The sequence below is a fragment of the Rhizobium sp. 268 genome (assembly GCF_036571585.1).
Classification (GTDB): Bacteria; Pseudomonadota; Alphaproteobacteria; order Rhizobiales; family Rhizobiaceae; genus Rhizobium; species Rhizobium redzepovicii.
Window position 1 is genome coordinate 475,921 of record NZ_JAPPSO010000002.1, and the last position, 26,111, is coordinate 502,031.

Annotated in this window: 19 protein-coding genes and 3 pseudogenes; 6 read left to right on the forward strand and 16 right to left on the reverse strand. The window is 58.6% G+C overall.

Annotated features, from left to right (window positions below; all coding sequences use genetic code 11):
* Positions 1-10 precede the first annotated feature (10 nt).
* The 7 genes and pseudogenes from OS035_RS05655 to OS035_RS05685 form a co-directional block, all read right to left on the reverse strand.
* The gene (locus OS035_RS05655) at positions 11-532 is read right to left on the reverse strand and encodes a hypothetical protein (RefSeq protein WP_183781499.1); all 522 of its coding nucleotides are present in this window, start codon (positions 530-532) and stop codon (positions 11-13) included.
* Between the two features lie 112 nt (positions 533-644).
* On the reverse strand, positions 645-1,229 hold the full coding sequence (locus OS035_RS05660; protein WP_131710648.1) for a TadE/TadG family type IV pilus assembly protein: 585 nt from the start codon (positions 1,227-1,229) through the stop codon (positions 645-647).
* Between the two features lies 1 nt (position 1,230).
* Positions 1,231-1,761 (reverse strand): TadE/TadG family type IV pilus assembly protein, encoded by a 531-nt coding sequence (locus OS035_RS05665; RefSeq protein WP_331813451.1) that lies wholly within the window; start codon positions 1,759-1,761, stop codon positions 1,231-1,233.
* Positions 1,758-3,122 (reverse strand): TadE/TadG family type IV pilus assembly protein, encoded by a 1,365-nt coding sequence (locus tag OS035_RS05670; RefSeq protein WP_331813452.1) that lies wholly within the window; start codon positions 3,120-3,122, stop codon positions 1,758-1,760. The genes OS035_RS05665 and OS035_RS05670 overlap by 4 nt, the downstream gene beginning before the upstream one ends.
* 270 nt (positions 3,123-3,392) lie before the next feature.
* Positions 3,393-3,683 (reverse strand): annotated as a pseudogene (locus OS035_RS05675) (integrase); the annotation flags it as partial.
* A 237-nt stretch (positions 3,684-3,920) separates the two neighbouring features.
* Entirely contained in the window at positions 3,921-4,298 is a 378-nt protein-coding gene (locus OS035_RS05680) for a type II toxin-antitoxin system VapC family toxin (RefSeq protein WP_097624348.1), read from the reverse strand.
* Positions 4,295-4,585, reverse strand: coding sequence for a type II toxin-antitoxin system Phd/YefM family antitoxin (locus OS035_RS05685; protein ID WP_097624349.1), 291 nt, complete (start codon positions 4,583-4,585; stop codon positions 4,295-4,297). Before OS035_RS05685 ends, OS035_RS05680 begins: the two co-directional genes overlap by 4 nt.
* 189 nt (positions 4,586-4,774) lie before the next feature.
* Here OS035_RS05685 and OS035_RS05690 point away from each other — a divergent pair, with 189 nt between their 5' ends.
* A complete protein-coding gene (locus OS035_RS05690) occupies positions 4,775-5,914 on the forward strand; it encodes an RHE_PE00001 family protein (protein ID WP_331813453.1) in 1,140 nt (379 codons plus the stop codon).
* Positions 5,915-5,968: 54 nt separating this feature from the next.
* Here the strand turns inward: OS035_RS05690 and OS035_RS05695 are convergent, their stop codons facing one another.
* The 6 genes from OS035_RS05695 to OS035_RS05720 form a co-directional block, all read right to left on the reverse strand.
* A complete protein-coding gene (locus OS035_RS05695; RefSeq protein WP_331813454.1) occupies positions 5,969-7,717 on the reverse strand; it encodes a phospholipase D-like domain-containing protein in 1,749 nt (582 codons plus the stop codon).
* Positions 7,717-8,301, reverse strand: a complete 585-nt coding sequence (locus tag OS035_RS05700; RefSeq protein ID WP_331813455.1) for a C-terminal helicase domain-containing protein — start codon at positions 8,299-8,301, stop codon at positions 7,717-7,719. The genes OS035_RS05695 and OS035_RS05700 overlap by 1 nt, the downstream gene beginning before the upstream one ends.
* Positions 8,258-11,149, reverse strand: coding sequence for an AAA domain-containing protein (locus tag OS035_RS05705; protein WP_331813456.1), 2,892 nt, complete (start codon positions 11,147-11,149; stop codon positions 8,258-8,260). The genes OS035_RS05700 and OS035_RS05705 overlap by 44 nt, the downstream gene beginning before the upstream one ends.
* A gap of 335 nt (positions 11,150-11,484) precedes the next feature.
* Complete coding sequence (locus tag OS035_RS05710) at positions 11,485-12,210, reverse strand: hypothetical protein (protein ID WP_331813457.1); 726 nt, start codon at positions 12,208-12,210, stop codon at positions 11,485-11,487.
* A 3-nt stretch (positions 12,211-12,213) separates the two neighbouring features.
* Positions 12,214-16,188: an NACHT domain-containing protein gene (locus tag OS035_RS05715; RefSeq protein WP_331813458.1), complete on the reverse strand. Its 3,975-nt coding sequence runs from the start codon at positions 16,186-16,188 to the stop codon at positions 12,214-12,216.
* A gap of 530 nt (positions 16,189-16,718) precedes the next feature.
* Entirely contained in the window at positions 16,719-17,318 is a 600-nt protein-coding gene (locus tag OS035_RS05720; protein ID WP_331813459.1) for a DUF4238 domain-containing protein, read from the reverse strand.
* Positions 17,319-17,638: 320 nt separating this feature from the next.
* Here OS035_RS05720 and OS035_RS05725 point away from each other — a divergent pair.
* From OS035_RS05725 to OS035_RS05735, 3 genes and pseudogenes are all read left to right on the forward strand, one after another.
* Positions 17,639-18,549 (forward strand): annotated as a pseudogene (locus OS035_RS05725) (helix-hairpin-helix domain-containing protein); the annotation flags it as partial.
* A 433-nt stretch (positions 18,550-18,982) separates the two neighbouring features.
* Positions 18,983-19,173 (forward strand): annotated as a pseudogene (locus OS035_RS05730) (PAS domain-containing protein); the annotation flags it as partial.
* 274 nt (positions 19,174-19,447) lie between these two features.
* The gene (locus tag OS035_RS05735) at positions 19,448-20,095 is read left to right on the forward strand and encodes a BON domain-containing protein (protein WP_168309694.1); all 648 of its coding nucleotides are present in this window, start codon (positions 19,448-19,450) and stop codon (positions 20,093-20,095) included.
* A gap of 362 nt (positions 20,096-20,457) precedes the next feature.
* Here the strand turns inward: OS035_RS05735 and ftsH are convergent, their stop codons facing one another.
* Positions 20,458-22,305, reverse strand: a complete 1,848-nt coding sequence (gene ftsH, locus OS035_RS05740; protein WP_331813460.1) for an ATP-dependent zinc metalloprotease FtsH — start codon at positions 22,303-22,305, stop codon at positions 20,458-20,460.
* Positions 22,306-22,567: 262 nt separating this feature from the next.
* Here ftsH and OS035_RS05745 point away from each other — a divergent pair, with 262 nt between their 5' ends.
* Both OS035_RS05745 and OS035_RS05750 read left to right on the forward strand, forming a co-directional pair.
* Positions 22,568-22,783 carry a hypothetical protein gene (locus tag OS035_RS05745; RefSeq protein WP_331813461.1) on the forward strand — a complete coding sequence of 72 codons (216 nt, stop codon included), beginning with the start codon at positions 22,568-22,570 and terminating at the stop codon, positions 22,781-22,783.
* A gap of 603 nt (positions 22,784-23,386) precedes the next feature.
* Positions 23,387-23,752 carry an SPW repeat protein gene (locus tag OS035_RS05750; RefSeq protein ID WP_168309575.1) on the forward strand — a complete coding sequence of 122 codons (366 nt, stop codon included), beginning with the start codon at positions 23,387-23,389 and terminating at the stop codon, positions 23,750-23,752.
* A gap of 337 nt (positions 23,753-24,089) precedes the next feature.
* Here the strand turns inward: OS035_RS05750 and OS035_RS05755 are convergent, their stop codons facing one another.
* The gene (locus OS035_RS05755; protein WP_331813462.1) at positions 24,090-24,353 is read right to left on the reverse strand and encodes a DUF982 domain-containing protein; all 264 of its coding nucleotides are present in this window, start codon (positions 24,351-24,353) and stop codon (positions 24,090-24,092) included.
* Positions 24,354-24,536: 183 nt separating this feature from the next.
* Positions 24,537-26,105 carry an acetyl-CoA hydrolase/transferase family protein gene (locus OS035_RS05760; protein WP_331813463.1) on the reverse strand — a complete coding sequence of 523 codons (1,569 nt, stop codon included), beginning with the start codon at positions 26,103-26,105 and terminating at the stop codon, positions 24,537-24,539.
* Positions 26,106-26,111 lie beyond the last annotated feature (6 nt).

Below are 26,111 nucleotides of genomic sequence, written 5' to 3' on the forward strand. Positions count from 1 at the left end.
GGACACCGTTTCAATCGGTCTGCAGCTCCAATGTCTTGGCAAGCTCTTCGTAGTGGCGGGCGGATCCGGGGTTCTTCTCGGCGACATATTGGGCGCTGACCTGCCGCGCCGCCTCGGCCGCGATACGGAAGGCATTGATCCTGTCCTGCGGATCGGACTCCGCTTGCCCGCCGATGTCGTCGCCGCTGAAACTGCCGGCCCTAAATCCGTCAGCCAGATCGACGACGCCGATTTCTGGGACCCCTTCCTTCATCCGGCCGAAAAAGGCGGGGCCGGCCCGCTCGCCGTCCCGGCGGCGCAGCATCCCCTCGCCTGATGCCTTCCCGTTGATGCAGGCGCCGATCCAGAACGTCGGGCCGCTGGTCAAGGAGGCTGGTGCGATGAATTTGCAGTGGCTGCCCGGATCTTGCGACCACTGCCGATCTCCCGCTGCCGCACCGACAGGGCCATGCAAACAGAGTGCGGCCACCAGAGCGATCGCCACCGTAACCGGCAACCGCCCAATGTTGCCGCTAACCCTTTCTGATGTCATTTCATGATCCTTGACGCTCTCATCGGCCGCAGCAATGCACCATTGTCGGCCCGGCGACAACCGGTCCGAGCGTATGCCGCATTGGTTGGCGATCCGGCGGGCGTTCTTCGGCTTACTTGTAAGTGATCGTGTCACTCACGCGCGGACGATTGAAGAAATATCGGTCGAAGCTGTAGCCGTTCTGTCCAGTGAAGTTTGAGAAAAACGCGGAGACCGGTGTCGTCAACGTATATTGAACCCGGGTCAGCACGATCTGCACGCCAGTTTCCTGGATATTGGAGGGGATTGTGACCGCGCTCGCCGTGCCGGAGTTCACCGCCGAGGTGTTGAGGGCGGCGGACCAGTTGACGGTCGCGCTGCCGCTCGCGCTGACATCGTTGACCGCGACAGTGATCGTCAGTTCGGTGGTGTCATAGGGCTGCAGGATGAAGCTGGCGCCCGAAAGAAGCTTGGCGACGTCGGACTTCGTCCAGGAACTCTGCTGGGCAATCATATCGCCTGTGGAAGAGGCGATTTCGTCTATCTTGCGGCTGACCGTCAGCGCATGGCCGAGATCGGCGGTGCCGAACAACAGCATCACCAGGATCGGCAGCACGAGCGCGAATTCGACGCCCGAAGCAGCCGACCGGTCGCGCACAAAATAACGGATGCCGGACCGCGCGAACCGGAAAAGGGACAGGCTTCGTTTCATCGTCATGTCAGAATGGCTCGTTGCGGAACAGAGCGGAAGATCCAAGGAGATAACGGCCGTCGGAAAGCTTGGCGCTCGACAGGTTGAAGAAACTGACGACGGCCGTCCATGGCATGAACGCCTGAACCAGGATGTAGTCGCTGCCGTTGCCGATATCATAAGTCTCGGTGACCGTGAGATTACCGCTGTCGTCGATCGGATCGGTGTGGGCTGCGGACGACATGTCGGAAAGCACGTTCACGTTGACGACGAGACCGCTGGAGCAGTCGAACGACAGAAGCATGTCGTCGCATATCTTGGCCTTGAAACCGGCCAGTGTAATCTTCGAGGACGCCACCTCGCCGGTGCGGATCATTCGGGAGATCTTGTGCACCGAAGCATCAAGCGCGGAATTGACGAAAAACATCAGCGATACTTCGATAATGCCGAAGAGGATGATGAAGAGCGGCAGGGCCAGGATCGCAAATTCGATCGCAGCAGCCCCCTTCCGGTCGCCGATCAGGCGGCGCAGCGGTGCGAACCGGTTTCCGCGCCTCATTGGGTCAGCCGCACGGAAGAGAGATATTGCGTGAAGAGCGTCGACAGGCCTGCCGTGATCTCGGTGGACGACGAGGCTGACAGGAACAGGCTCTTGGACGACGCGCAGTCAGCCAGTGCATAGGGGATGTAATCCCGCCTCGTGATGCTGGTCGACACGCCGCTGTCCATGGTGCCGCCCCAGGTATTCTTCCAGTTGGCGCTCGCCATGGTCGAGCCGACAGTTGCATTGTAACCCCAGTCCGAGCTGATCGGCAGGTATTCGGTGTAGAGCACTGCCATGGTATTGGATTGATTCTTGAGATAGCCGCACCAATCGGGATTGAGCGGCGCGACCTTATTCCAGTATGCTCCGGATATAGCCTTCCCGCTCTTCCACACCACGCTGTCGGTCACCCATTCGCGCTTTGACTGGACGCCATCCGTCAACAGCAAAACCAGCTTGAGCGGCGTCCCCGAAGTGGTCCCGTCCCCCCCGGTGCCGACTTTCTGCTTGAGCGTCGCCAGCGAGACGTCGAAATAGGTGGCGGCCGTGGAGGTCGCGCTGGTGAGGCCATAACTTTTGTCCGCGAGACGGGTGCGCGCCGTGTCCGTGCTCAATGTCGGGGCGAGAACTTCCGTCAGCGTATCGCCGAGGCTATACAATCCGACCTTGATCCGTTCATGATTGCTGTCGGACGTATCGATGAGGGAGAGCACGTCCTTGACGGCGTCGCCGGCGACATCGGCGCGCAGTTTTATGTTCTTCGCTGTGCTGTATTCATAGTTGTTGGCGTATGTTTTCTTGCCGACGGTGTGCGCATCACCCGTGTGGCAGGCGAACTGACAGCCAATGCCGGAATACATCGTCGACTGACCTGAGGTCGTTGCAGCCAGAAGCATCGACGGAGACGTGTCGATGACAATATAGACGTTGAGATAGGACGTCGCCGGGCCCTTGACGGCGCTTCCTACGCTGACGGGTACTGTATCGATATTGGCAATCTTCATGAACGTCGTCGGCACGGTGCCGCTTGCAGTCGCCGTGATGTTGTGATTGGTCGTATCGATGTCGATTTCGCCAAGCGTGTAGCTGTTGTCCACCTGCGCATGGAACCAGTCGGAGACCTTTGCCTTGAGGGCGTCGGTATCCGCGGTATTGTTGATCTGCTTGACGGCCGCGATCAGAGCGGCATCAAGGTCACTCTGCATTTTCTGCCGGACATTATAGCTGCGAATATAGTCAAAGCTCGCGCCGACCGCGACGAGCATCGGCACCAGGCTGAGGGCAACGATGATCGCAACGTTGCCGGTTCGGTCTCTTCTAAGATCGCGAAGTGTGTGGAAGCATCGACCTAATGAAAATGAAAGAGCTGACTTCAAAAAACCACCGTCGCACTGAACATGAAAAAATACTAATGCGAGATGTATCCCGGAAGCTTAAGCCTTTGTTAAAACTTGCAAGTTCCGGCGCAAAATGAATTGCCCGCGCGTCGTTTGCTGCGTGTATCGGACATGTCTGCGAATTATGGATATTCGCGCAACGGCACCTCATCGTCTTTCACAGGAATGACGTTGGTGAGCCGATGGTAAGGGACATGCTCGTGTCCTCTTTTCAGTCGAACATTGGCAAGGATAAATCCGGTTCTTCTAGAGGTGATGGGCGATGAATTTTAGAAGCGGCGCCTCGGTCGCCGGCCAGGGCAGGGGTTGGCCGGCGGTGGCCATCGACCGGGCCTGCAGATAGGCGAGGTCGGAAGTCCGCAGGGTATTGACGCCCATGCCTTCATTGACCGGGTGGCGGAGCGTGTCGACATCCTGATCGGTGAGCAGTACGGCGAGCTCTTCGCGGCGCTCGGTCGGCAGCACGGCGGCGATCGTGTCGAGCTCCTCGGCGCGGCGATCGACGGAGGCGACGTCACTGCGGACGTCCCCGGGCGTCATGGTTGTCGTCGTGGATTGACGTGAGATCACGCAATCGGGGCTTCTGCCTCAGAAAGGTTCTGCGCGTTCTCGCCTGAGACGAGCGCATCGCTGCGCCAAAACCAAGTCAGCATCGCGACCGGCCGTCCGTCTCGGCACACATACACTCGTCCTGGCGAAGGGCCAATTCGATCAATTCCTCCAGGCGTTCGGCGGCTTCCTCGACATCGGCGAATATCACCATCACTGGCGATCTCCCTACCAGATCCGTTCGTGCAGCACCGCATCGAAGGCGATGTCGAGCGACGCGAATGAGCAATGTTCCAGCCGCGTCTGGGCGGCGAGAATGCGGTCCCAGGGGTCGCGGTGATCCCAATCAAAACTTGCCGCCAGTTCGGCGTGGAGATCGGTGACGGCAAGCGTCTGCAAGCCACTGGCCGCGACGGCAGCGCGTAGTTCCTGCGGCTTCAAGTCGAGCTTCTTCAGGCGCATCTTGTTGTCGAGTTCGTAGAAGGAGACGGCGCTGACGAGGACGGTGTTGGCCTTGTCCTCAATCAGCGATCGGGCCGTCGTCGAAAGTCGTTCACTGCCGATCGTCCACCAGTAGACGGCGTGGCTGTCGAGTAGAACCTTCATGCCTTGGGCACACGGTCGGATGGATCACCCTGCCAGACGCCGACATCGTTATTCCAGTCGCCGGCGTCGATTGCTGCCTGCTCAGCATCGACCTCGTCGAACAGGTCGTCGGGCAGGCCGCGCTGGCGCAGCAAGCCGAAGGGGCGCTTGCCGCCATCGGCCGGGCCGATGCGGGCATAGATCTCACTGCCCCGCATGATGATGATTTCTTCGCCCTGGTTGGCGCGCTCGAGCACCTCGGCGAAATTTTTCCGCGCTTCGCTGATCTTGTAGGTGGTCTGGGGCATCGTGCGATCCGATTTTGCCTCTCGAACTGCACGATAGCACCGCAAACCCGCGCGTACAATCCATCTGTACGTTTCACGTCCGATAAGCGATACTTATCGATGGCTAGGCGCGGCCTATGGCATCATATCCAGTGGCGAACCGTAAGGCCGTGATAGATTTCCTTTAGCAAATCATTTACCGTGATTTCAATGGCTTACGATCTCGCGAAAATCAGCATGACAGCCCTCATGCAACCGGCTTTTGACGCCGGTCTCGCTCTGACGCGTCTCGACGAGCGCATTGCTCGCTCGCCGGTCGGTGCGGGCTTCCTCGAACGGTCGCAGTTCACCGACGCCTGCGCCTCGCTGTGGATCGACGGCGAACTCGTCCATCTTGAAGACCTTGTCCTCCACGACGCCACCCGCGACATCCGCACCCCGACCCACGAACTGACCATCGCCCGCGACGTGTTGCGCACCCGCCGGCGGATCGCCGGCCAACTGCCTGGCTGGGCTCTGTCCGCCGACGGTTTGCGGGCGCTGCGCCAGACGTCGGAGGTCGCGGCGGTCGGCGCGGACGAGGTGGGGACGACCGGGGTCATTCGGGCCGCGGCCTCGATCGGTGCGGAAGGAGAGGGGGACGATGGTGATGACGCGGACGATCTCCCCGGCGTCGACTTTGCCGCCATCGATGCGACGCTGACTCGATCGTCGGCCGCAATCGAGGACGCAACACGTCCCGGCGGCCGGGCGACGGCTAGCCGTCCGGAAAAAGATCCGCTGGTTTATGATCTCGACTGGGACGAGGACGAACGCCTCGGCGAATGGCGCAGCGCGCTACGGCAGACCGAAGACCTACCGGCGATGCTGCAGGCCATCGTGGCTCTCGATGCCTGGAACGAGCTGTCCGTCCTTCAGCACGCCCCGTGGCTCGGCCGGCTGCTCGCTGCATCGATCCTGCGAGAAGCTGGCATCACCACCGGCGCTCACCTCGCCGCGATCAATCTCGGCCTCAAAACCATCCCCGTCGATCGGCGCCGGCATCGCGACCGCGAAACTCGGCTGCTGGCCATCGCCCAAGGGTTTTTGGCCGCCGCGGAGATCGGCTTGAAAGAGCATGACCGGCTGACACTGGCGAAAATAATGATGGACCGAAAGCTGGACGGGCGCCGGACGTCTTCGAAACTGCCGGAACTGGTCGAGCTGGTCATGGCGAAACCGCTCGTGTCGGCCGGGATGGTGGCCAAGACGCTCGATGTGACGCCGCAGGCGGCGCGGCGGATTGTTTTGGATCTGGGCTTGAGGGAGATGACCGGGAGGGGGAGGTTTCGGGCATGGGGTGTCGTGTAGCCAGTAAAGAGGTCTGCGGCCTCTCCGCGGCTCTCTCGGTGTTTGAGAGACACATCAGGCGGTAACGGCTGTTTCAAACCGTCGAATGAAATTATCGGCGATTTTTGGGGCGTGGACGAGGACGCCGATCTCTCTGTATGGCGCGGCTTCCGAAGGATCGGCAGAAAGCCAATTCAGGCTCGAAACCGCCAAACTATCATCATCCCATCCCAAGACCTTGGCATGGATCCGCGGCTTGTGGACCGGTTTGACCTCCAGCCCCGCCTTCGCGAATGTTCTGACGAGGTCAGCACCTGCTTCTCCTGATAGCGGTCCTGTCGTCCTACCGTAGAAGAACGAGGCTTCTATATCCCGCGCCTGCACGGCGGCAAGAGCCGGAAGCAAGGTCATCGATTTTGCGGTGATGCCAATGCGGTGACTGAGCGCAAAAATCCGCCTGACCGCGCTGTCGCGTGCTTCAAGGACAAGTTTCGCGTGATCGGATCCGTATAGTAGCCGCATCGGCACCGTACGGCCTTTAGGGCTGGGTGTCCTCGTCACCCTTTTTCCAAGGATTGCAAGCTCAACGGCGAGATCGTTCCACACGCCCGGTCTTCCCTGAGCGAGGCCGGCAAGTTTTCGGATCAACTGGCCGATGAGAAGCGGTTCGCGGAGTCTGAGCGATGTTTCGAAGCTCGTATAATCGGAAGCAAGCCAGTTGCACGAGCCGATCAACGCGTTCCAACCCTTGGCGGAATCGGCGAACACAACCTTGGCATGTGAGTTGGTCGAAAACGGGTGGATGACGATTGCGCCGGTTCTTCCAGCGGAGTCCACGGATGCCTGCATCCTCGCGGCGGCGATCTGAGATGAGCGCGTCGAAGATCCCAGGTCGTCTTGGCCCCAGAGTACGTCGACTTTGACGCCTCGCTCGGCGGCGCGCAACAGCAGTGGCAGAACAATAGCGGCGCGCTCGTCGCTTATAAAGGTAGAATGGATAATGATACGTTCGGAGGCGCCGCTGATGATCCGCTCGAACGACCGCCAGTGCTCTTCCCCATCTATGATAATATCTGAAGGATCGTAGGCGGCGGCGACTGTTGTCGGTGGATCGTCCGGCGCATCACTTACCGCGATTTGCGGTCCCGTCTTCTCGGACGCCGTTGGGCTTTTACCCAGGACGTTGAAAGCGGCATGGAGGATTTGATGACGCAAGAGCGTCGGCGCTCGGGCTGGAAGTCCTTCCACCATGCCATCCCGCACCGTGACCACGGCGTACCGCTCGGCCAGTTTCTCCGAGCCACGATCCACGCCAACGATCAGTTCATCTTCGCCTTCGATCGCCGTAAATACATCCCCCATATCTTCAAATTCGTGGGCCGATGACGCTTCGAGATGAGCTACAGGACTTTCGTCTGTATGCGTGGGCAGTTGGTTTTTGTGCCGAAGCTCAAGCTCTCGTCCCCGATAGACGCTACCGGTTATTTGCTCGACGGCAAACGCCCTCCACCGTGGTTCCGTTACAGTTGCAGACGGCAACTGGTCATGATGAACCCGCGATGAGCCCGTCGGCGTGATCTGGAACAGGGAGCCCTTGGAGGTTGCGACAATTTCCACCCATCCTGCCCGCATCAAGCGGATGAACGCCTCGACGACTACGCGTCGGGGAAGGCTTGAACGCTCGGCGAGATCTGCAGCGGAAGCTGCACCTCTGGAGACTGCGTCGAGCAGGAGATGTTCGATAACGCTCCATCGGCGACCGCGCTCGATGATGAAGCGTCTGCTGCCCCTTAGCACCGGAAAAGTTACCTGCACCGTTGTCATCACTTCATCCCCTTCAAGGCGGCCCATTCGACCTGTGCTGCGTGCCCGGCCGCCTTTTCGGCTTCAAAGGCGGAGAGGAATTCAGACAGAAAGCCGATATCCTGATCCTGGAGATGATCTGCCGCCGAGACGACATGTTTGTAAAATGATAAACTGCCGACAATGATCATCCGCCACTTGGCCCGGCTCAAGATGACATTCATTCGCCGATTGTCCCGCAGGAAGCCGAGCGCGCGGGCAGGCGTCGTATGGTGGTTGTTTCGCACCATCGAAACAACCACCACATCCGCTTCGCCACCCTGGAATGAGTCGACTGTCCCGCAGAAACCAGCATCGCCGACGGCAGGTTCGAAGCTCGACAGGTTTTTCAAAGCGGCAGTCCGGTTCTGATCGATCAGTCGTTCGATACGGCGGACCTGCTGCCAGTAAGGAGACAGGACGGCGAGCGACGGTTTCTTTTCGGCGTCTGGAGCGTGAAGGTGCTTGAGGACCTGCACCACCGCAGCGGCTTCGTTGGGGTTTGACCAGGGCGGCGCCCGTTCACCCCCGCGTCCGCCGGGTCCTTCTTCCTGGGCATAGGGCATATTGACGAAGACAAGCCGGGTGCATTCGGTACTGCTCGTTAAGGCGGCGGGCAATGCGAGGGCCGATGTCCCGCTTTTTCTGACGCGACAGCTCGCGCTCGACAAAGGTCTCAAACAAGGTCAGCAGGGAGAGGGCTTCCGCGCATGTCCTGCCGAAATCGTCACCCGCCTTCGAAACCTCGTCGAAAGTTTCGTCGAGCCCAGGGTCTTTTAGATATCGCGACACGAGGCCTTCCGCGAGCTTGACCACATCTTGTACCTCGGTCGTCGACGACAGGAGTTTCGCCATTTTGTCGACATCGAAGGGTGGCAATTGCTTGTGGTCCCCGATCATCAGGCGTCTGTGCGACAGAAGGAGCGGGGAAAGCAACTCGCCGCCCGTAGCCTTGCCCGCCTCTTCCACGATCGTCCAATCGAACAAACCTTGTTCCTCGATCAAGCGCTCCACCGCAGCGGAATTCGTGGTTGCAAAAACGAGGTTGGCTGCCCGGAGGATCATGCCTTCAAAGGCGCGAAGCTCGGCCGCAATGCGCCGGCCGGCAACATCCCCGGCAGAGAGGTTTGAGGCGGATGCAGTCTTTGCGCTCGCGAGTGAATAGACTCTTGCTGCAAGGCGGGGCGCGGCCTCTTCGATGATCGAACTCGCAGATAAATCCTGAAGGAGCTTATCCGCCTGGACGTCGATTTCGAGATCGCCCGCGGCGTCGTCGTCGTCGGCGGCGCGCGCCCTCACCATCAAGGGCTCGCTATCGTCGTCAGACGTTTTGAAGACGGCTTGCACCTCTTTCATCAGATGGTCGATCGCTGAGTTGCTTTGAGCAGACAAAAGCACGCGCGCTGTCGGGTCTTCCTGTATTCGACGCGTTACAAGGTCGCCAACGAGATAGGTCTTGCCCACCCCCGGCGGTCCCTGAAGAAGAAAAAGGGGGATCGTTGACAGGATCTCCCGAAGGGCATTTTGCTTCGATTGGTCAAGTTTCTTAAATGCATCGTCGGCTTCGTCGAGGGGATCCTGACTGTCTTCTATTTTCAGACGTGGATCGACGAACATCCGCAGCAGTTCGCCGTGGTTCTTCAGCGCCGTCAGTGCTTTTAGACGTCGCTTGAATTGTGCGATCCTGCCCGACATGTCGGACGGAACGAGGAAGCCAAAAGAGCGCGTCTGTGGCAGGGACTGACCTTCGAACTTCATGCATTCGACATCGTTCAGCTCCTCAAAATCCAGGAAACGCCACGCCGTGGTTGTCGGCGACCGGTCACCCAGTGTTCCCGGTTCGGAGAAAATCCAGCCACCCTCGTCGCGTGGCGTTTCGGAACTCAACAGCTTTCGCAGCCGGATTGCAGGCGCCTCCAAGCCGAGGTGCACGGAAAGGTCGGCTCGATCTCTGTCATTACGCGAGACAACATGCATTACCTTCTGGTCAATGCTGTCTCCGCTTCCTTTCGAAACGACTTCGATAGGGAATATGTCGGCGGCGGCGTAAGCCATTTCCAATATCAGCAGCAGAGCGAACGCCTGATGCATCCGGGCCATGTCGGACTTGTTTGCAGTCTGGGCTGCGGTCCGACCGAGGAAATCATCCCAGTGCTGGACCTTGCCGCGTCTGCGCGGAAACGATTGTGCAGCGTCTCCGGTCTTGACGAGATCTAGCGACGTTGAGGCGATCAACGTCTCCCCGATGACTTGGTGTTTGGCGGGCGGATCGAAGTCCACTCTTTCCGTGAAAGCGAACTCCCACGTCGGGGCATCTGGCGAATTTGGTCGGCGGTAAGGGGTCAGCCTGTATGTCAGACGTTGGCCGAGCAAGACATATTTCGGTGTTCCTCCTTCGCGAAGGGCGATGAGCTGGACCTGCTCGCCGAGATCGTCACGCATGAACCGCAATTGTTGCAGGTCGTCGACAATTTCGATTTCGTTTTGTGAAGCTTTTCTGATCGCTTCGGAAAGGGCACTTCCTGTCCCCAGCCTTACGGCGAGGCAAAGTGCTGCTTCTTTCCCAGCCACCTCGGCGGCGATATCGTCGATAATCGACTGGAGACGGGTACTAATATACTCACCATCAAGCCTCTCGACATGTTCAAGTCCGAGCATTGCCCGCAACAATCTTACCTCTGAGGCGGGAGCATGATCTGCGACGCGCGAGGCGACGATTTTGAGATCGTTGAGCGGGGCAAGCGGAATATCTAGGATTATAGCGGCAAGATGGGCGAGGTCACGCCAATCACGAGCGAAGGAAAAAGTCTTCTCCTCGCGGGGTGCTTTCACCTTTTTCCCATCATTGGTGTCGATCGCGACGATGCGCATCGACCACTCGAAACCAGTCAAGCGGAAGTCTGGTTCTTCGCCCAATGCGGTGACGACAGACCAAGGATCGATATTGCGGTGAATGCTGCCTTGGGAATGTAGCAGTTCGACCCCATGCACGAGCCGTAGAAGGTTCGCCCAAAGCAGTCGCCTGGATCTCGGCTGCCTGGCCTGGGCCAAGAGAGATGACTTGCGGCTAGCGCTCAACAAAACCTCGAGCGGAGTTCCCTGGCCAGGGTCAAGGACAAGATAGAATCCGTCTTTGTCCTTGCCGCTTCCGACCATTGGCACAAGCAGCTCGTCGGCACGGGGGACCGCGGAGAGACGTTGGAGCTGTCGAATTTCGCTTCGCCAGATGACCTCTAAATCCTGGTCATCGGCTCCCTTTGTGCGCGGCCAGGTTTTAACAAGGACTTCTCTGGAGTCCCTTGTTCGCGAAGCATCGATCCCGGCGCGTCCCAATTTTCGATCCGGGCGAAGGAGATATTTATCATCGAGGGTATATTCGGAAAGATACCCAGCTTTCGATTTGCGACTTGACATCCTCACCCCCAACATGGGCGTCACAATACAACGTCAGCGCGTTGTCTCAAGTAGTAAGCAACTTCGTTCACTGACTTTTTCTGCGCAGCTCTGAACCACTTTTGGGCAAGCTAACTTGAAGGGCCCGTTGATCTTAGCGGTCTACTTTGACAAGATAGCTTGCCGGGCTGCAAACTCCGACGGCCGGATGTGGTAACGAGCAAAGTTTCCTTCATGAAGCGCCGTAAGCTCCGCTTCAGCGATCTCGACGAAACGCTTGGGTCAATCGGATCTGCTCGACCCGAGCCCCACCCGGTGATCCGATCAGGTGCAACTTTGATTGCGCCTAGCGTGATTCACGTCGCCATTCGGGGCGTTTGCGGAATCCATTTCCGCTCAAGCCGCTCCCGAGCCAGTCTCGCTTCTAGGCTAAGGTCTTTCCGCTCAATGCTTTCATTGTAGATGTAGCACGTGTCCCCCCAGAATCCCGCAACCGCTCCTACGAAAGTTTCGAGGCGTTGAACAGGAACATCCATCATTGCAACTGTGCAATAGATCGTAGAAGCTGGCTCTTCTGACTGCACTTGCGGCACGTAGCCCCAAAAATCCGGACATTGCTCAACAAGCCTACCTGCCGATTTACCATCGCCGTGGCGCGCGGCGTTTCCCAAATGCTGAAGGATGTCGAGTATCATAAAGTTGGGAAAGTCGCGAAGCTCGATACCTCTTAGTTTTGCGAAATACTTCTGCAATCCTTCCCAATCCGCCCGCTCGATCCTGACTTGGAGATCCTCTGCCGGATACAGCTCCCTGGCGCAACCGGCGATGTATCCTCTCAGTTGGCGTTCCCAGATCGATTGGATCGCGAGTGAAAAAGCTAGTTTCGTCTCGCGGATGACGTCCTGCATGTCCGGTTTCGCAAAAGCGGCCCAGGCGCCGCCGCGTTGCTCCAACTCTTCTGTTTTGCGGTCAAGGGTGTCTAGAGCCGGAATGATGACATCATCAAAATATGTCTGAATGGTTCTGGCATGCCGGTATGTTTGAACGTCGGCATAGCAGTTCCGCCAGCGAAATGGCTCCATGGTTCAGCCTTTTGTTTTTGTCCCTGCGGGTGTGGCGGCTCGCGTCTTCTTCGGCTTCAATCTCGTCGAGCCCGGCCTTGAAAGGTCGAGAACAACGACGTCAATGCGCCGCTGCAGTTCCTCCGACATCTTCGAGAGGATGCTGGCTTTAAGCTCGGCCGCAGTTGAAATCGTCGGATCGACCAAGCCTGCGACCTTTTCGCCATTCCCATACCAGAGAACGAGGTAAATGCCTTGGCGCGCAGCGTCAGGATGGATTGCGTATCGTTCGTCCAGTTGCGCGGAAGCGGCAGTGAACAGCTCGTTGTTCCATTGGCCCTTCACCTCGATGACCAGCAGACGACCGACGCCTTCTATCAAGGCAGAGGCGGTGATATCGCAGCGATTGGCTCCGGCCATATGACGCTCGATAACGACGGAAAGCCCCAGTGCTGTCATCCGACCCTGCAGGCGGTCGACGATCCGATTTCGAGCTGTGTTCTCGTCGACGCGCTTGCCGCCGGGATAGAAGGTGTCGAGGGGATCGGTTTCTGAGCCGTGAAGCCATTTCTGGATCTCGGCAAGCTCTTGCACCATTAGGGCACGCATGTCCTCGACGGAGGCTACACCATTTTCGTTGAGAAGATTGTTGATCTCGGCCGGGGAGGGCGCCCGAAAATCCTGGAGCGCTAGTTCGCGACCCGCCTCCGCGCGCATCGTCAGAAGCACATCGCGGAAATCGGAAAAGCGTCCATCGGCAAGCATCCGATCAAGCACGGCAGAACGCCTGTCCGGAACGTCATTCGCAAGCTGGTAGGCACACTCAGTGAGGAACCGATAGGCCGTTTCGTCCTCGGGATCGTTCGAGCCCCAGCCGCTCGGAAGAGGCACCTTTGGCCAGACGTCGACATAGGCGTCCAAAATACGGTACAGCGTCTCCGAGGTGACTGGCGGACGATCGTCATCGGTGCTGACATCGTAGCGGCCTATGCGATGCTTCAAAGCGAAGATCGTCTTAGGATCCGCTTTGATCTCATCCCAGGCGGCCTCGCCGCCCTCTGCCTGATACAGGAACGCGTTGACCTGCCAGAATTTCTTGCGGGCGCGCTCCCGCTTGTCATCGGGGGAATTCTGACCCGTGTCGGAAACCGGGTCGGCGAGACGACGGGCGATGAGTGCGAGAAGCGCATCGCGATCTGCGTATTTTGCAGCCAGGCTGAACAGCGAACGGGCGGCATCGAGTGGCATGAACGGAAAGCGCTCCAGCCATTCGATCGGCAAGGTTGTTTGCAGATGTTGGAAGGCCGGTTTGTGCTCCAGCCAATGAATGTTCGAAACGACAGCGTCGTCGGTCGTCGCAAGCTGCGGCTCAAAGAAGCTTCGTACAAAGTTCTCCGCAGTTCCATCCTCGACGAACAGCGCTGCATCAAGTTTGGCCTCGAACTCGACCTCCTCGCCCTCGGCAAAACATGGATAGGATGTCGCTTCCGTCTTGGCCGCTGCCAGGATGCGAGGATCGACGGTATCGAGGCTTCCGCCTTCGCGGACCCGAACGATACAGGTGGCGAGAAGCGCCTCGGCAATGCTCGTGCCATGTCGCCGACCGAGCTCCCCGACTGTCGGTATGTGCGGGGTCAGAAAAGGAAGACAGTTGCGCAGAGCTCGCAGCGGCGTCTCCGGATCGTTGGTGATATCTGCGAGTTTCTCGGGTTCGAGGAGGTATGTTCTGGCAAACTGGTTCAGCCATCCCCAGTGACGTCCGGCTTCGATCTGTGCGAGGTTGTCTCTGAGGTGAACCTGGTTGTGGGCCTCGACCGCGGCCTCCCGTTGGGCATATCGCCGGCCACGAACCCTGAAGCCCTGTCGCTCCTTCCGGATGTAGTCGCGCTGGCGCCTTTCCCTGTAGCTCCAGGCGCGAAGAAACTCCGGGGAATATCTGCTCTGTTGCCGCTGCAGGGCCCGCATCGGGTTCGGTCCGGTCGACTTCCGATAGATATCGTGGCCGGACCTGAGCGCCGCCCAGACCTCGACGAGGCCATTTTCGAATGCGTATTGACTTAGGGCCGCGGGATCGCCCTCGCGCATGATGATGCCGGAATGGCTGTGGCTCGAATAAAGGCGACTGACCGCATCATGCGCACTATCTTCGTCTGCCGCGTTTGTTACGGCTAACCGTTGCACGGCTCGGCGCAAAACCTCCTGCTCAGCGAGATACTTCACAGCCAGGCTTCTTTCGGGCGCCATCCCGTTGCGAAAGTTCAACGGCCCTAGCCAGGCCCAGACGCGGGAGGCTTCGGGTTCAAAGGGAGGCATATCGAAAAACCGGTCCAGGAGCTTTGCGACAACCTTGCTCGATCCGTCACGGCACTTACAGGTATAGTGGCTTTTCGCCTTGCATGTGCATGTGATGTCGGACGCAACCTCATCAAGGAAGTCAGGGATATCTTCCCGGTCAAGGGATAGAATGAGTTTATCAATGAACGAGCGCGACATTGCGGATCGATCGCGTGTCCCCGGCTTCGGGTAGAGGCTGCCGAGTTTGGACAGAAGCGTACTTACCGAGGCCCGCCCCACTGCCGCGACGCCACGGATTGATATGGCCCGTGAGGCTAGCTCGAGGGTAATTTGTGTTTCGTTCGACAGTAACTCTGCGACGTCGTCCTTCACGTCGTAGGATGGGGATTTCAGTAGGATACGCATCGCCAGCTGACGGGCGGAAGCCTCGGCAGCAGCATCTCTCACAAGATGCGATAGTTCGGGTACGAGGCTCGATACCGCTTCGGTCTCTTCGAGCAACTCGAGCACCAGACTTCGCAGCGATCCCCGCTTCAGCAGGATCGCGCGAATATCATCAAGCACATCAGCGGTGAAAAAGTGGCCCACGTTGAACCGTCGCCATGCATCGCTCCGCCGGAACAACGGCTCCTTGTCCGCGAGCTCATCAAGTGCTGCCAATAGGGTCTTCTTCGCCTTCGCGGTAAGCTGACCCGGATCTCCATTCGCAAGGATCGCATAGGGATCAAGGCGGACGGCTTCGAGCTGCAGTATCTCGCTGCCGCGCGCGGCCATCCATCCGAGCATTCCTCGAAGCTCATCGCGGGTTGTCCTGTTCGGAGCAACGATGGCGAACACCCGCTCGAGCGATAGGCGGTCGGTCGGATCTGATATTCGTTTCACGAGATACCCGGCCGCACAATATTCGGCGACAATGCGATGGACGGGCTCGTGTTTTTCCACGTCTTCGCTCGGCTTAAACAATCTTGTATCCAGCAGGAACGATAAATCGGCGTCCGGTCGCAGGAGATCGTCAAGGTAGGGAAAGTCTCGATCGCTTAATTGCTCAACCGTCGCGATTCCGGCAGCGCCGGAAAGCATCAGCTTTGCGAAGACTTCCTCGCACTGGGCGACAATCCTGTCCGTTGACGGTTTGTGCTTTTGCCGACCGAGATCGGGGTTGGTTTCATGAGCAAGCCGCCTGACCGCATCTGCGAAGATATTTGCTTTCGAAACGAATTCCCGTCCGCTTTCCAGATAGGCCTCTCCCAGCAGCTTCAGAAATTGCGGGTTGCCGAGGAGCGGCCCTAACTCGAACCTCTCTACCTCCGCCCCGAACGCTTCAAAATCTTCATTGGGAAACTCTGAAGCGAACAATTGCCGCTGCTCCGCGCGGCTGAACGGTTGCAGGTAGACGACCGTTGGCTTTATCCCGAAGCATTCCTCGACATAAGCCGTCCGTCCCTGGTCCCATTCGCTCGAACGGCCTGCGAAGACGACTGTGGCATGAGACACATTGCTGGCCTGAGCAATGATCTGGTCGGTGGCGAGCCGGTCGATGCGGGCGACCTCGTCCATTGCGTCGATGACGAGGGGAGCGCGGTTGGATGGCGGCTGCCGATTGCGAAAAACGCTCGCCTTGATTCGAACCGTCTGAAGCAGGCCGGCCAGGGTCCTTAATAACTCCGTCTTGCCGGCCCCGGGTTCTGCCAGCACGACAAACACCCTTCCCTCCCGAAGCAGTTCCTCTTCGGTGAAGGTCCGTTCGCCGACGACAAGGACCCGCGGAATGTATATCGTACGCCTCCTAGCTCATTCACGCACACTACTCAGATATGTTAGGGGACGTCGTTGTTGAACCTGAAACATTAGCCGAAGACAAATGATCCACTAGATTTGTGATACTCTGATTATTCACCCTTAGCCCGTTGCACCGCACGCTACTTTGCCTGCCTTCGATCGATCGCAATTATTCTCGATCGATATAACAACAAGCCGCCTCTGATACAGCTTTCGCCTCACGGTGCATAAATTTTACTAAGTCGGAAATTACCCGAATTGTCAGTCGCTTACGAATTTTAATCTGGCGGTCGCGGGTTCGATACCCTTCAAGGCGAAGGCGCTGGCAAGGCATTTTGTTCGAGCCAGTTGTGGTCCGCGCGCAATGAAAGCTTTGCGCCACATCGCGGCCGTTCGGATATCTGCTGCGCATCAACAAAAGTAGATGTAAACCATCGCAGCCCTCACTTGGATTATCATTGGTCCGCGCCATGTCTACTCTTGAACCACCCCTTCATTATTTCAGGCGGATCATAAGGAATCCGTGACAAGGAAGCGATCTGCGCCTTCGATCGCCCAGCAATAAGGTACGACTGCTTGGCCATAGCTTCGTTCATAAGCCTAACATCCATGGCCGTTAAGTGGTCCGTGTGCACGCCCCGAGTATCGCAGTAGCCGACTGCAACGTCAGGCGCGATTGGCATGAACTGCACCCTACGCGCGCCTGTTGTGCCGCCACGTGAACTGACCAATGCATCTCCGCTCATATCGTCACCGAGAATGAACGATGTCTCAGAGGGCGCTACGTAGATGACCAATCCTCGGTTTCTGAACTCTACCAGCATCTCGTCAGGCATCGGATCAGCCTGCGAAGCAATGCGGGCGTCGCGCGCACCATTTTTGTCGACAATCGTATATAGGTGGTCCTCAACGAAGAGGTTCGATGGCTTTGTGATTCGAACCTCGCCGATGTTCATACCTCGGCGCCAAAAGTATAGGCCTCCACTCTCATTGGTGAAGTTTCGTTGCACCATGCGCGGAACGTAATGATGACGATGTGGCGCGTTGTTCGACATATACGCAAATCTCAACAATCTGGCCGCCACAATAACCCTTGATTTCCGTCACCTCAACCAAAACCCTTAGCGGGTATTTTGCAGAGATTCCCACGGTGCCCCAGACACGCTGCTGCGGGTAAGCGGGGCTGATTTGGTGGCCATGCCGACACAATCAGCATGTCTGACGCCGAGCAGGGTGCTCGAAGGGCCGAGAGCGTTCAGGTGCGAGCTGCAACCAGGGAGGCGAGGGGTGCAACAGCATGATCTTCGTCACTGATCCCCAGCCGATCGCCGAGATAGTGCCAGAACGACAGGCCGAGCTTTTGGCAGGTCTTCATCAGGCCGAGCAGCTGCGCAAGTCGATGGCGACCTTCAAGTTCACCGGTGGCGTCTCACGCTTCAAGGACAAGCTGGTGTCTGGGATGGTGCTACACGCCGGAATTTGCCGAAAAGACCTTTCCCAGCTCGAAGGCTTTGGCTCCTATGGCTTTCCGGAGAGCCATGCGGCCTCGTTCGCACTGATCGCCTATGCCTCCAACTACATCAAATGCCATTACCCTGGCGTCTTCTGTGCCGCGCTGCTGAACTCGCAGCCGATGGGCTTTTGCGCGCCGGCGCAGATCGTCGGCGATGCCATGGCCCATGGCGTCGAGGTGCGGCCGGTCTGCATCAATCGCTCCCGGTGGGACTGCACGCTGGAGCGGGTCGGCAAATCTGGGCGCCATGCTGTCCGGCTCGGTTTCCGGCAGGTGAAAGGATTGGCGGTCGCTGACGCCGCGCGCATCGTCGCGGCACGCATGAACACGGCCTTTGCCTCGGTTGATGATATGTGGCGACGATCCGGCGTGCCATCGGAGGCGCTCGTGCAGCTTGCCAAGGCAGATGCCTTTCTGGTGTCGCTGAAGCTCGAACGCCGCGACGCGCTCTGGGCGATCAAGGCGCTGCGCGATGAACCCTTGGCGCTATTTGCCGCCACGGCCGAACGGGAGATGGCTGCAATCGCCGAGCAGCAGGAGCCGGAGGTCGCGCTTCGGCAGATGACGGACGGGCATAACGTATTGAGGACTACAGCCATACCGGGCTGACATTGCGGCGGCATCCGATCGCCTTCCTGCGCAAGGATCTCGCAGCGCGCAACATCATCACCTGTGCCGAGGCGATGAATTCGAAGGACGGGCGTTGGGTCTAAACAGCAGGACTTGTGCTGGTGCGGCAAATGCCGGGATCGGCCAAGGGCGTCATGTTCGTGCCTGACCTTCATATTAATACGCTGAAGGTGAAGAGCCGGAATTTTCAGTATATTGGCTCTGCTCGTTGATCGCTACATTCATAGGACCGCTGGTTCAAATCCGATCGAGGCACTCACGACCGCTATCGATTCTCTCGGTGCATAGCGGCGCCATAGATACATCGATGGGCCAACGTGCCGGAAGGCTGGTATTGGTTAACAACCACGAGGCCGTCCTTTTTTCCGTACGAGGAGCGCCCCACATCTCAAAGGTGTTGCGCCTGGCCAAATACCTGCGAGAGTTGTGGGCACCGTCTCTTCCATGAATGAGAGCAGGAAGTCCCGCAAAATAGAATTTCAAAGGCCGCTTAATCAATCTGGGCCATCGCCGATGCTAAGGCGAAACTCAGAGCGGCTTCCGCACATCTTTGATCGGACATAGCGCGTCGCGCGCCTGCTTGATGGGGCAATCTCATCATCCATGGTTTCGATGGCGTGATCAGCCGGTGGACCGGCGGCTGCGAAGCCCTCTACGGCTGGTCGCGCGAAGAGGCTCTCGGAAAGGTCGTGCACGAGCTGCTGGCGACGCACTTCCCCCGGCCAGCGGAGGAAATCCGCGAGACGGTCCGAAGGGAAGGAGCGTGGAAGGTCTATGCCGAGCCTGTCATCGCCGGCCGGGAGTTCGCCCTTGCCGGGAGCTGGCTTAAGAAACCCTACACCGCCCGTGAATTGGCTGTTCGCCTCCGGGAACTGTTCGATTGACGTTGGCTTCCTCCGGCTGCTCCGTCCGAAGAGCGGCGACGCAACATGGACGCGGCGGGCGCGGCACATTGATCAAGCGCAATGCAGGCCTGTTCCGATGGATGCACGCTCTCCGGTGGGGTTCAACCTCGATCATCTTCAAGAATGGAGAGAGCAGATGAACGACACGACCATACAGCAGAATGTTCTGGATGAACTCGAGTTCGAGCCGAGCATTGATGCCGCCAACATAGGTGTGTCCGTCGAAAACGGCATCGTCACCTTGTCAGGCCACGTCGCGAGCTTTGCCGAAAAGGGAGCCGCGGAAGCAGCCGCACGACGTGTCAAAGGCGTGCGTGCGATCGCGGAGGAAATTCAAATTCGCTATCCGGAGCGCAAGAAGCATGCCGACGATGAAATTGCCGCTCGAGCGTTGAAGATCATCAGCTGGGATACGGCGCTTCCAGATGCCGCCATAGGCGTAACTGTACAGCGCGGCTGCGTGACGCTGACCGGTGAGGTACCGTGGCACTTCCAAAGGATTGCAGCGGAGAATGCCGTCCGCAAGCTCGGCGGCGTCGTGGCCATTGTCAATCTAGTGACGATCCGGCCGACCGCGAGCGTCGCTGACATACAAGAGCGCATCGAGAACGCATTGCTCCGCAATGCCGAGATTGAAGCTTCCGGCATCCGCGCCGATGTGGCCGGCGGCAATGTCACCTTGGAGGGCGATGTTCATTCCTGGAGCGAGCGCCGCGCTGCCGAGCGCGCTGCCTGGTCCGTGCCGGGTGTAACCATGGTCGATAACCGGATCGCGGTGAACTGAAGACACGGGGAGTGGCGGGGACCAGCCTCGCCGCTCCATGAAAACAGTCAATCCAGCTTGACGATGAGGACGCAGCCGACACGAGCCCGAATATGGCCTCCGATTGCCGCTGCACAGAAATATGTGGCGGCCTGAACGACGAGCGCCGCGGCAAGCCAGCCGGAATCGGTTGATTTCAACGTAACGATCACGATGACGGATATCGCCGAAACGGAGTATGAGGCCGGCAAGGCTCCTGAGAACCAGGATACCGGTTTCCCAGCCAATGAGCAGGTCGATCGTGCTCGGCTCGCTGGATAAGGGCGGGCGGATTGTTTGTCTGGTTCGGCGAGGTCCGACCGACGGTTGCCTATCGTCAAAACCTATTGCGCCGCAGACGGTAGGTCTTCCGACACCCGGGCGACATCTCGGTTGTCCAGTCGCCGCAGCGGTTCGAACTCGGCCGGGGTGACTGTTTCGCGTTCCAACAACAGCTTGGCGCCGGCATGGAGATCGGCGATGCGGGTCGTCAGAAGCGCCTTGGCCTGCTCGTAAGCTTCGTCGAGCATGGCGCGGATGGCAATGTCGACTTCTCGTGCGGTTGCCTCGGAATAGTCTTTCTGCCTCAGGTCCGGCTGGCCGTCGCCCAGCCATTGCAGACGCTGCGGCTCCAGGACCGCCTGACCGACGGAGCTCATGCCGAAGCGAGTGACACATCCCCGCGCCACGTCGGTGGCCTTGGCAAGGTCGTCAGCGGCTCCCGTTGAAACCTCGCCGAAGATCACGGCCTCGGCGGCCCGGCCTGCCAACAGGGCAATCATACGCTCCTTCAGTTCGCCGAGGGTAATCAGAAAACGATCCTCCGTCGGTCGCTGCAGGGTATAGCCGAGAGCCCCGATGGAACGCGGAATGATTGAAACCTTCTGCACCGGATCGGTTCTGGTCAGGGCAGCTGCCGCCAGCGCGTGTCCCATCTCGTGATAGGCGACCCGCTCGCGTTCCTGCGGATTGAGCAGTCGGCTGCGGCGTTCGGACCCGGCAACAATACGCTCCACTGCCTGAGTGAAATCCTCCATGGTAACGGTACTGCCGTTGCGGCGCGTCGCGAAGATTGCCGCCTCGTTGACGAGATTGGCAAGATCGGCGCCTGTGAAGCCTGGCGTCAGGCCTGCGATGTCGTCGACCTTCACGTCGGGCGCCATCGTCACCTTCTTTGTATGGACAGAGAGAATAGCGGCGCGACCTTTTCGGTCGGGCCGGTCGATGGCCACCTGACGGTCGAAACGGCCGGCACGCAACAGCGCCGCATCGAGGATCTCCGGCCGGTTGGTGGCAGCCAACAAGACGATTCCCACCCTTGGATCGAAACCGTCGAGTTCGGAAAGAAGCTGATTGAGCGTCTGTTCCTTTTCGTCACTGCCGCCATAACCAGCGAGCGGGCTTCGGGCGCGGCCGAGCGCATCGAGCTCATCGATGAAGATAATACACGGCGCGGCCTGCCGCGCCTGCTCGAACAGATCGCGGACACGTGCGGCACCCACGCCCACGAACATTTCGACGAATTCAGAACCGGAGATCGAGAAGAAGGGAACATTCGCCTCGCCGGCGACGGCGCGGGCGAGCAGTGTCTTGCCTGTGCCCGGCGGGCCGACGAGCAGGATTCCCTTGGGGATGCGGGCGCCAAGACGACCATACTTATCCTTCTCCTTCAGGAAGGAAACGATTTCCTGCAATTCCGCCTTGGCTTCGTCGGCACCGGCGACATCCTCGAAGGTGACGCCGGTCTTGCGCTCAAGATAGACCTTGGCCCGGGATTTGCCGATATTGATCAGCCCTCCCATGCCTTGCCGCTCCGCGAAGCCGCGGAAAAGGAAGAGCCAGACGCCGAGGAACAGCAGCGTCGGCAACACCCAGGAAAGGACCGTCGTCAGCCAATTGCTGTCCGTGCCTCCTGTGACCTCAACGCCGGCCGTCTCGAAAGTCGCGGCGGCGGCAGGATCGACGCGGTTGCTGACGAACACCAACTTGCCGTTTTGCGGCTGCTTGAAGACCCCGCGGATCATCGTCTCGGTCAGCGTGACCGATTGCACCTTGCCATCGGCAACCATGCGCATCAGATCGCTGTAGGACACCTCGACCAGATCTCGGGAGGCGAACCAGAGCTGGAACAGCCCGAGCAGCAGCATCGCCACGAAGAAGTATCCAAGATTGAAGCCATGCTTGCGCTCCATCGGTCTCTCCCGCTTCCGCATTCTTACGCATTTTTCCTTCCACAGCTGCGCGAGAGTATCATTGACGCTGATCAAGTTTGGGACGCGATCGATGCGGGAGGGTCGCCGCGAAGCTCCTGGCGGTCATTGAACAGCCTAGAATTCTGAACTGGGCGACGCGATGACGAATTGACCGCGGGCTTGGAACTTGATCTGGCGCAAGCAGGCCGCGCCGGAAGGTGATAGTCTACGTTCCGCAGATCAAGTGACGTGAGGAGGCGGCATGACCAAAGATACGAGCGAGAATTGGCGGCCGAGCATTTCGCCTGACAAGGTGCGCTATCTGATCCTCAAGGGCAGGGAATTCGACGTTAAGGACGTGCTCACCGAGCCGGATCCCGGTTCCAATCCAACGGATGACAAGATGATCGAGATCCTTGAAGAGCATCCGGATGACACGGTCGAGCTGGAACTGGCACATGTTGGCCCGCATCAATGACGAAAGCCGTCGAAAGGTATCTTCTTGAAACGTTGTCGGATGGCGATGAGCTTTTCCATGAGGCGGTCGCACCGATTGCAAGAAGGGAGACGGATATGGGCGACTTCGCGGACGGCAGAGGCGTTATTGGCCGGTGCGGCAAGCTCCGATCCGTCTTCCTCCGGAATTGATTTCCGTCTTGAGCGAATGAGCAATGACGACTGGCAAATCGCCGCCGTTTCGCCGCGCGCCCGCGCTTGGGTGAAGAACTCTCTGTCCCTTTGCGCAATGCTTCAACGACGTCATCCGGGCAGATGCGCTCAGCGCAAATTCCTTTGTGAAGGACGCGCAGGAATTCCGCACTGAATTCGTTGCCGAAACGGCGAGGACGTCTTCTAGAGCGGGCGTTTGTCGGAACTGCGAATTCCTTCACCTTTGCCTCCAAAACGTGAGGCGGCCGAACGACTGCACGCGCCGCAAGAAACCCGCTGAAAAATTTACATTCAGTGGCATGACCGCAAAGGCGACAAGAAAATTGCCTCAAGATGGAACAGATTGATCCAGCGCAAATAAAATCCATGAGAATTTGATAAATCTGCTCCCGATCGATGTCGGAGGTTTAGTATGTATGATCTTCGCCGGCAAAATTGGCTGGTTTTCGTTCTCGGGCTTTACCTGATATCGACGCCATGGACACTTCCTATTCTCCTCGGTTACACGAACTTGGCAAGGGGCGCGGTCATCGCGCATTGGGTGGCTGGAGCGCTGATCGCCATCATCGCATATCTGGGGCTGCTCTTTCCCAAGGCATGGCACGAGGCTTCGAAAGTTCTTATGGGCTTCTGGCTGATCGTTTCGCCCTGGGTAATGAGTTTTAGCGGTCTGATGGCATTCAGCTACAACGACGTCGTGTGCGGCGCAGTCCTCATGCTCCTTGGGGGCTTGGCGCTTCTGTCGACTCATCACGATACCGGAAACAGCAATATCTGAGATCGGAGAGGAGAAAAGTGGATGAGTGCTGAGTTTCGGGCCGGACAAACCCACGACGCCCGTTCAGATTAGCTTCAACCAGCAGACTTCGAACTTCGCCGGATAGAGGATGGTCGTTGGCGTGTCAGCATCAAGATACGACAGGGCCTCTACTGGATGACATCAATGACGGACGTCTCAGCCGAGCCGGCTTGCTATTTCAGCCAGACAACCGTGAAATTTCTGCGGAAGGCACGTCATCAAGGCTTGAAAACCGAGTTCATCGGACCACTTGGCAGAAGCTTGATTTAAGGCGGGCAGCTCCTCCTGGAGCGACCTCAACGGTAGAATATCAAACTCAATCAATGACCGTGATCGCGGCAACGCCAGCTTCAGCAGCTGCTCGGATGATTGCCTGGCGGAGCCGATCCGGTTCGGTATCGCCGGTAATGACGTCCAGACAGGCTTTAACCGCACTGAAAAATTCCTCCCCGTCATCAGTAGGCCAGTCCTGCATCAAGATCTCTGCTGCTTGTCGGGCCGTGCGAACGATCTTGCGGACTCCCGTCTCTGCGAAAACGAGGATGATCGGGTCGATCCTTCTTGATGCATCCCATTCCATCGCGCTCTACCCCATGAGGGCTGCAGGATTTCGAAAGGCGCCATTGGCGGTGCCTGTGCCCGGACGTTTCTATTCCTACGCGATCCCGGACCATGTCCGCATTGCCTTGGATCAAAGACCGAACGCGACTGCTTAGGGAGTTCACCGGACGCGTTGGGACGGCGGTAGGCTCTATAGAGATCTTCAAGAAGAGCTAGCCGAAGCCCAGTTCGCGGGCGGAACAGCTTCAGGGGACCCGGGAGGTTTGAGGAACGGCGGCGGATGCGACAGCATCGTCCCTGTTCGGCGAAGGTTATCATGCCAGCCAAGTGCCTCCTCGATGAGATGCGGGGTGTGGCCGCCGCGCAGCAGAGCCCGCCGGTAATAGTCCGCTAGCGCTTCGCGATAGGTCGGATGAACGCAGTTTCCGATGATGACCTCCGCCCGCTCTCGCGGGGCGAGGCCGCGCAGATCGGCAAGGCCGATTTCCGTCACCAGGATATCGACGTCGTGCTCAGTGTGGTCGACATGACTGACCATCGGCACCACGCGTGATATCGCTCCTTGCTTGGCAAGGGATTTCGTCACGAAGATCGACATGTGGGCATTGCGGGCGAAATCTCCGGAGCCGCCGATGCCGTTCATCATCTGTGTGCCGCCGACATGGGTCGAGTTGACGTTGCCGTATAGGTCGAATTCCAATGCCGTATTGATGGCGATAATGCCGAGCCGGCGGATGACTTCGGGATGATTGCTGATCTCCTGCGGGCGCAGGATAAGCCGCCGCTTGTAATGTTCGATCTCGGAAAGCACGCGCCGGTGTTTCTGCGTTGACAGCGTCATGGACGACCCTGATGCAAACCCGAGTTTACCAGCATCCATGAGATCGAAGGTCGAATCCTGCAGCACCTCTGAATACATGGTGAGATCGTGGAACGGTGCCTCGGTGAAGCTCTGGAGCACTGCATTGGCGATCGTTCCAATGCCCGCCTGGAGCGGCAGCAATCTCTCCGTCAGACGGCCGCGTCGCACCTTATGCAGCAGGAATTCCGCGAGATGCCCAGCGATCGCGTCGGTTTCGGCGTCCGGTGCCTCCACCGCTGCATCGCTGTCGCTGCTCTGGGTGACGACGATCGCAGCAATCTTTTCCGGTGGAATCGGAATGAAGGGCACGCCGATGCGGCTGTCGGGCGCAACAATGGGGATCGCCTCCCGGCTCGGTCGTGCAGCCGGGATATAGATATCATGGAGACCTTCCAATATTTCCGGCTGCGACAGGTTTATCTCGACGATCACCTTCGGTGCGAGAATGGCGAAACTTGCCGAATTGCCGACGGAGGTTGTCGGCACGATGCCGCCGCCTTCAGTAATCGCAGTCGCCTCGACGACGGCCACATCGACCGGTGCAAGCTGGCCGCTGCGCAGGAATTCCACCGTCTCCGACAGATGCTGATCGATGAACATCACTTCGCCGGCATTGATCGCCTGGCGTAAGATGAGATCGGATTGGAATGGCATGCGGCGCGCGATGACGTGGGCCTCGGTGAGCGTGCTATCGAGATTGTGGCCGAGCGACGCGCCCGTCATCAGTGTGATCTTTAACGGATCGCGCCTTGCCGTTTCCGCCAGCGCCAACGGGACGGCCTTGGCCTCGCCGGCCCGTGTAAAGCCGCTCATGCCAACGGTCATCCCGTCAGTGATCAGTCGCGCCGCCTCCGAGGCATCGACGATACGATCCCAGAGCTTATTGTTCCGAAGCCTGTCCTTGAACATCGCACA

What these genes read in the sequence shown, in the direction of transcription:
- OS035_RS05735 (WP_168309694.1), top strand. Translation starts at nt 19,448, where the DNA reads ATGAACGACACGACCATACAGCAGAATGTTCTGGATGAACTCGAGTTC.
- OS035_RS05720 (WP_331813459.1), bottom strand. Translation starts at nt 17,318, where the DNA reads ATGTCGAACAACGCGCCACATCGTCATCATTACGTTCCGCGCATGGTG.
- OS035_RS05745 (WP_331813461.1), top strand. Translation starts at nt 22,568, where the DNA reads ATGACCAAAGATACGAGCGAGAATTGGCGGCCGAGCATTTCGCCTGAC.
- OS035_RS05695 (WP_331813454.1), bottom strand. Translation starts at nt 7,717, where the DNA reads ATGACAACGGTGCAGGTAACTTTTCCGGTGCTAAGGGGCAGCAGACGC.
- ftsH (WP_331813460.1), bottom strand. Translation starts at nt 22,305, where the DNA reads ATGGAGCGCAAGCATGGCTTCAATCTTGGATACTTCTTCGTGGCGATG.
- OS035_RS05710 (WP_331813457.1), bottom strand. Translation starts at nt 12,210, where the DNA reads ATGGAGCCATTTCGCTGGCGGAACTGCTATGCCGACGTTCAAACATAC.
- OS035_RS05655 (WP_183781499.1), bottom strand. Translation starts at nt 532, where the DNA reads ATGACATCAGAAAGGGTTAGCGGCAACATTGGGCGGTTGCCGGTTACG.
- OS035_RS05685 (WP_097624349.1), bottom strand. Translation starts at nt 4,585, where the DNA reads ATGCCCCAGACCACCTACAAGATCAGCGAAGCGCGGAAAAATTTCGCC.
- OS035_RS05665 (WP_331813451.1), bottom strand. Translation starts at nt 1,761, where the DNA reads ATGAGGCGCGGAAACCGGTTCGCACCGCTGCGCCGCCTGATCGGCGAC.
- OS035_RS05700 (WP_331813455.1), bottom strand. Translation starts at nt 8,301, where the DNA reads ATGCCCTATGCCCAGGAAGAAGGACCCGGCGGACGCGGGGGTGAACGG.
- OS035_RS05750 (WP_168309575.1), top strand. Translation starts at nt 23,387, where the DNA reads ATGTATGATCTTCGCCGGCAAAATTGGCTGGTTTTCGTTCTCGGGCTT.
- OS035_RS05660 (WP_131710648.1), bottom strand. Translation starts at nt 1,229, where the DNA reads ATGACGATGAAACGAAGCCTGTCCCTTTTCCGGTTCGCGCGGTCCGGC.
- OS035_RS05680 (WP_097624348.1), bottom strand. Translation starts at nt 4,298, where the DNA reads ATGAAGGTTCTACTCGACAGCCACGCCGTCTACTGGTGGACGATCGGC.
- OS035_RS05705 (WP_331813456.1), bottom strand. Translation starts at nt 11,149, where the DNA reads ATGTCAAGTCGCAAATCGAAAGCTGGGTATCTTTCCGAATATACCCTC.
- OS035_RS05760 (WP_331813463.1), bottom strand. Translation starts at nt 26,105, where the DNA reads ATGTTCAAGGACAGGCTTCGGAACAATAAGCTCTGGGATCGTATCGTC.
- OS035_RS05690 (WP_331813453.1), top strand. Translation starts at nt 4,775, where the DNA reads ATGGCTTACGATCTCGCGAAAATCAGCATGACAGCCCTCATGCAACCG.
- OS035_RS05755 (WP_331813462.1), bottom strand. Translation starts at nt 24,353, where the DNA reads ATGGAATGGGATGCATCAAGAAGGATCGACCCGATCATCCTCGTTTTC.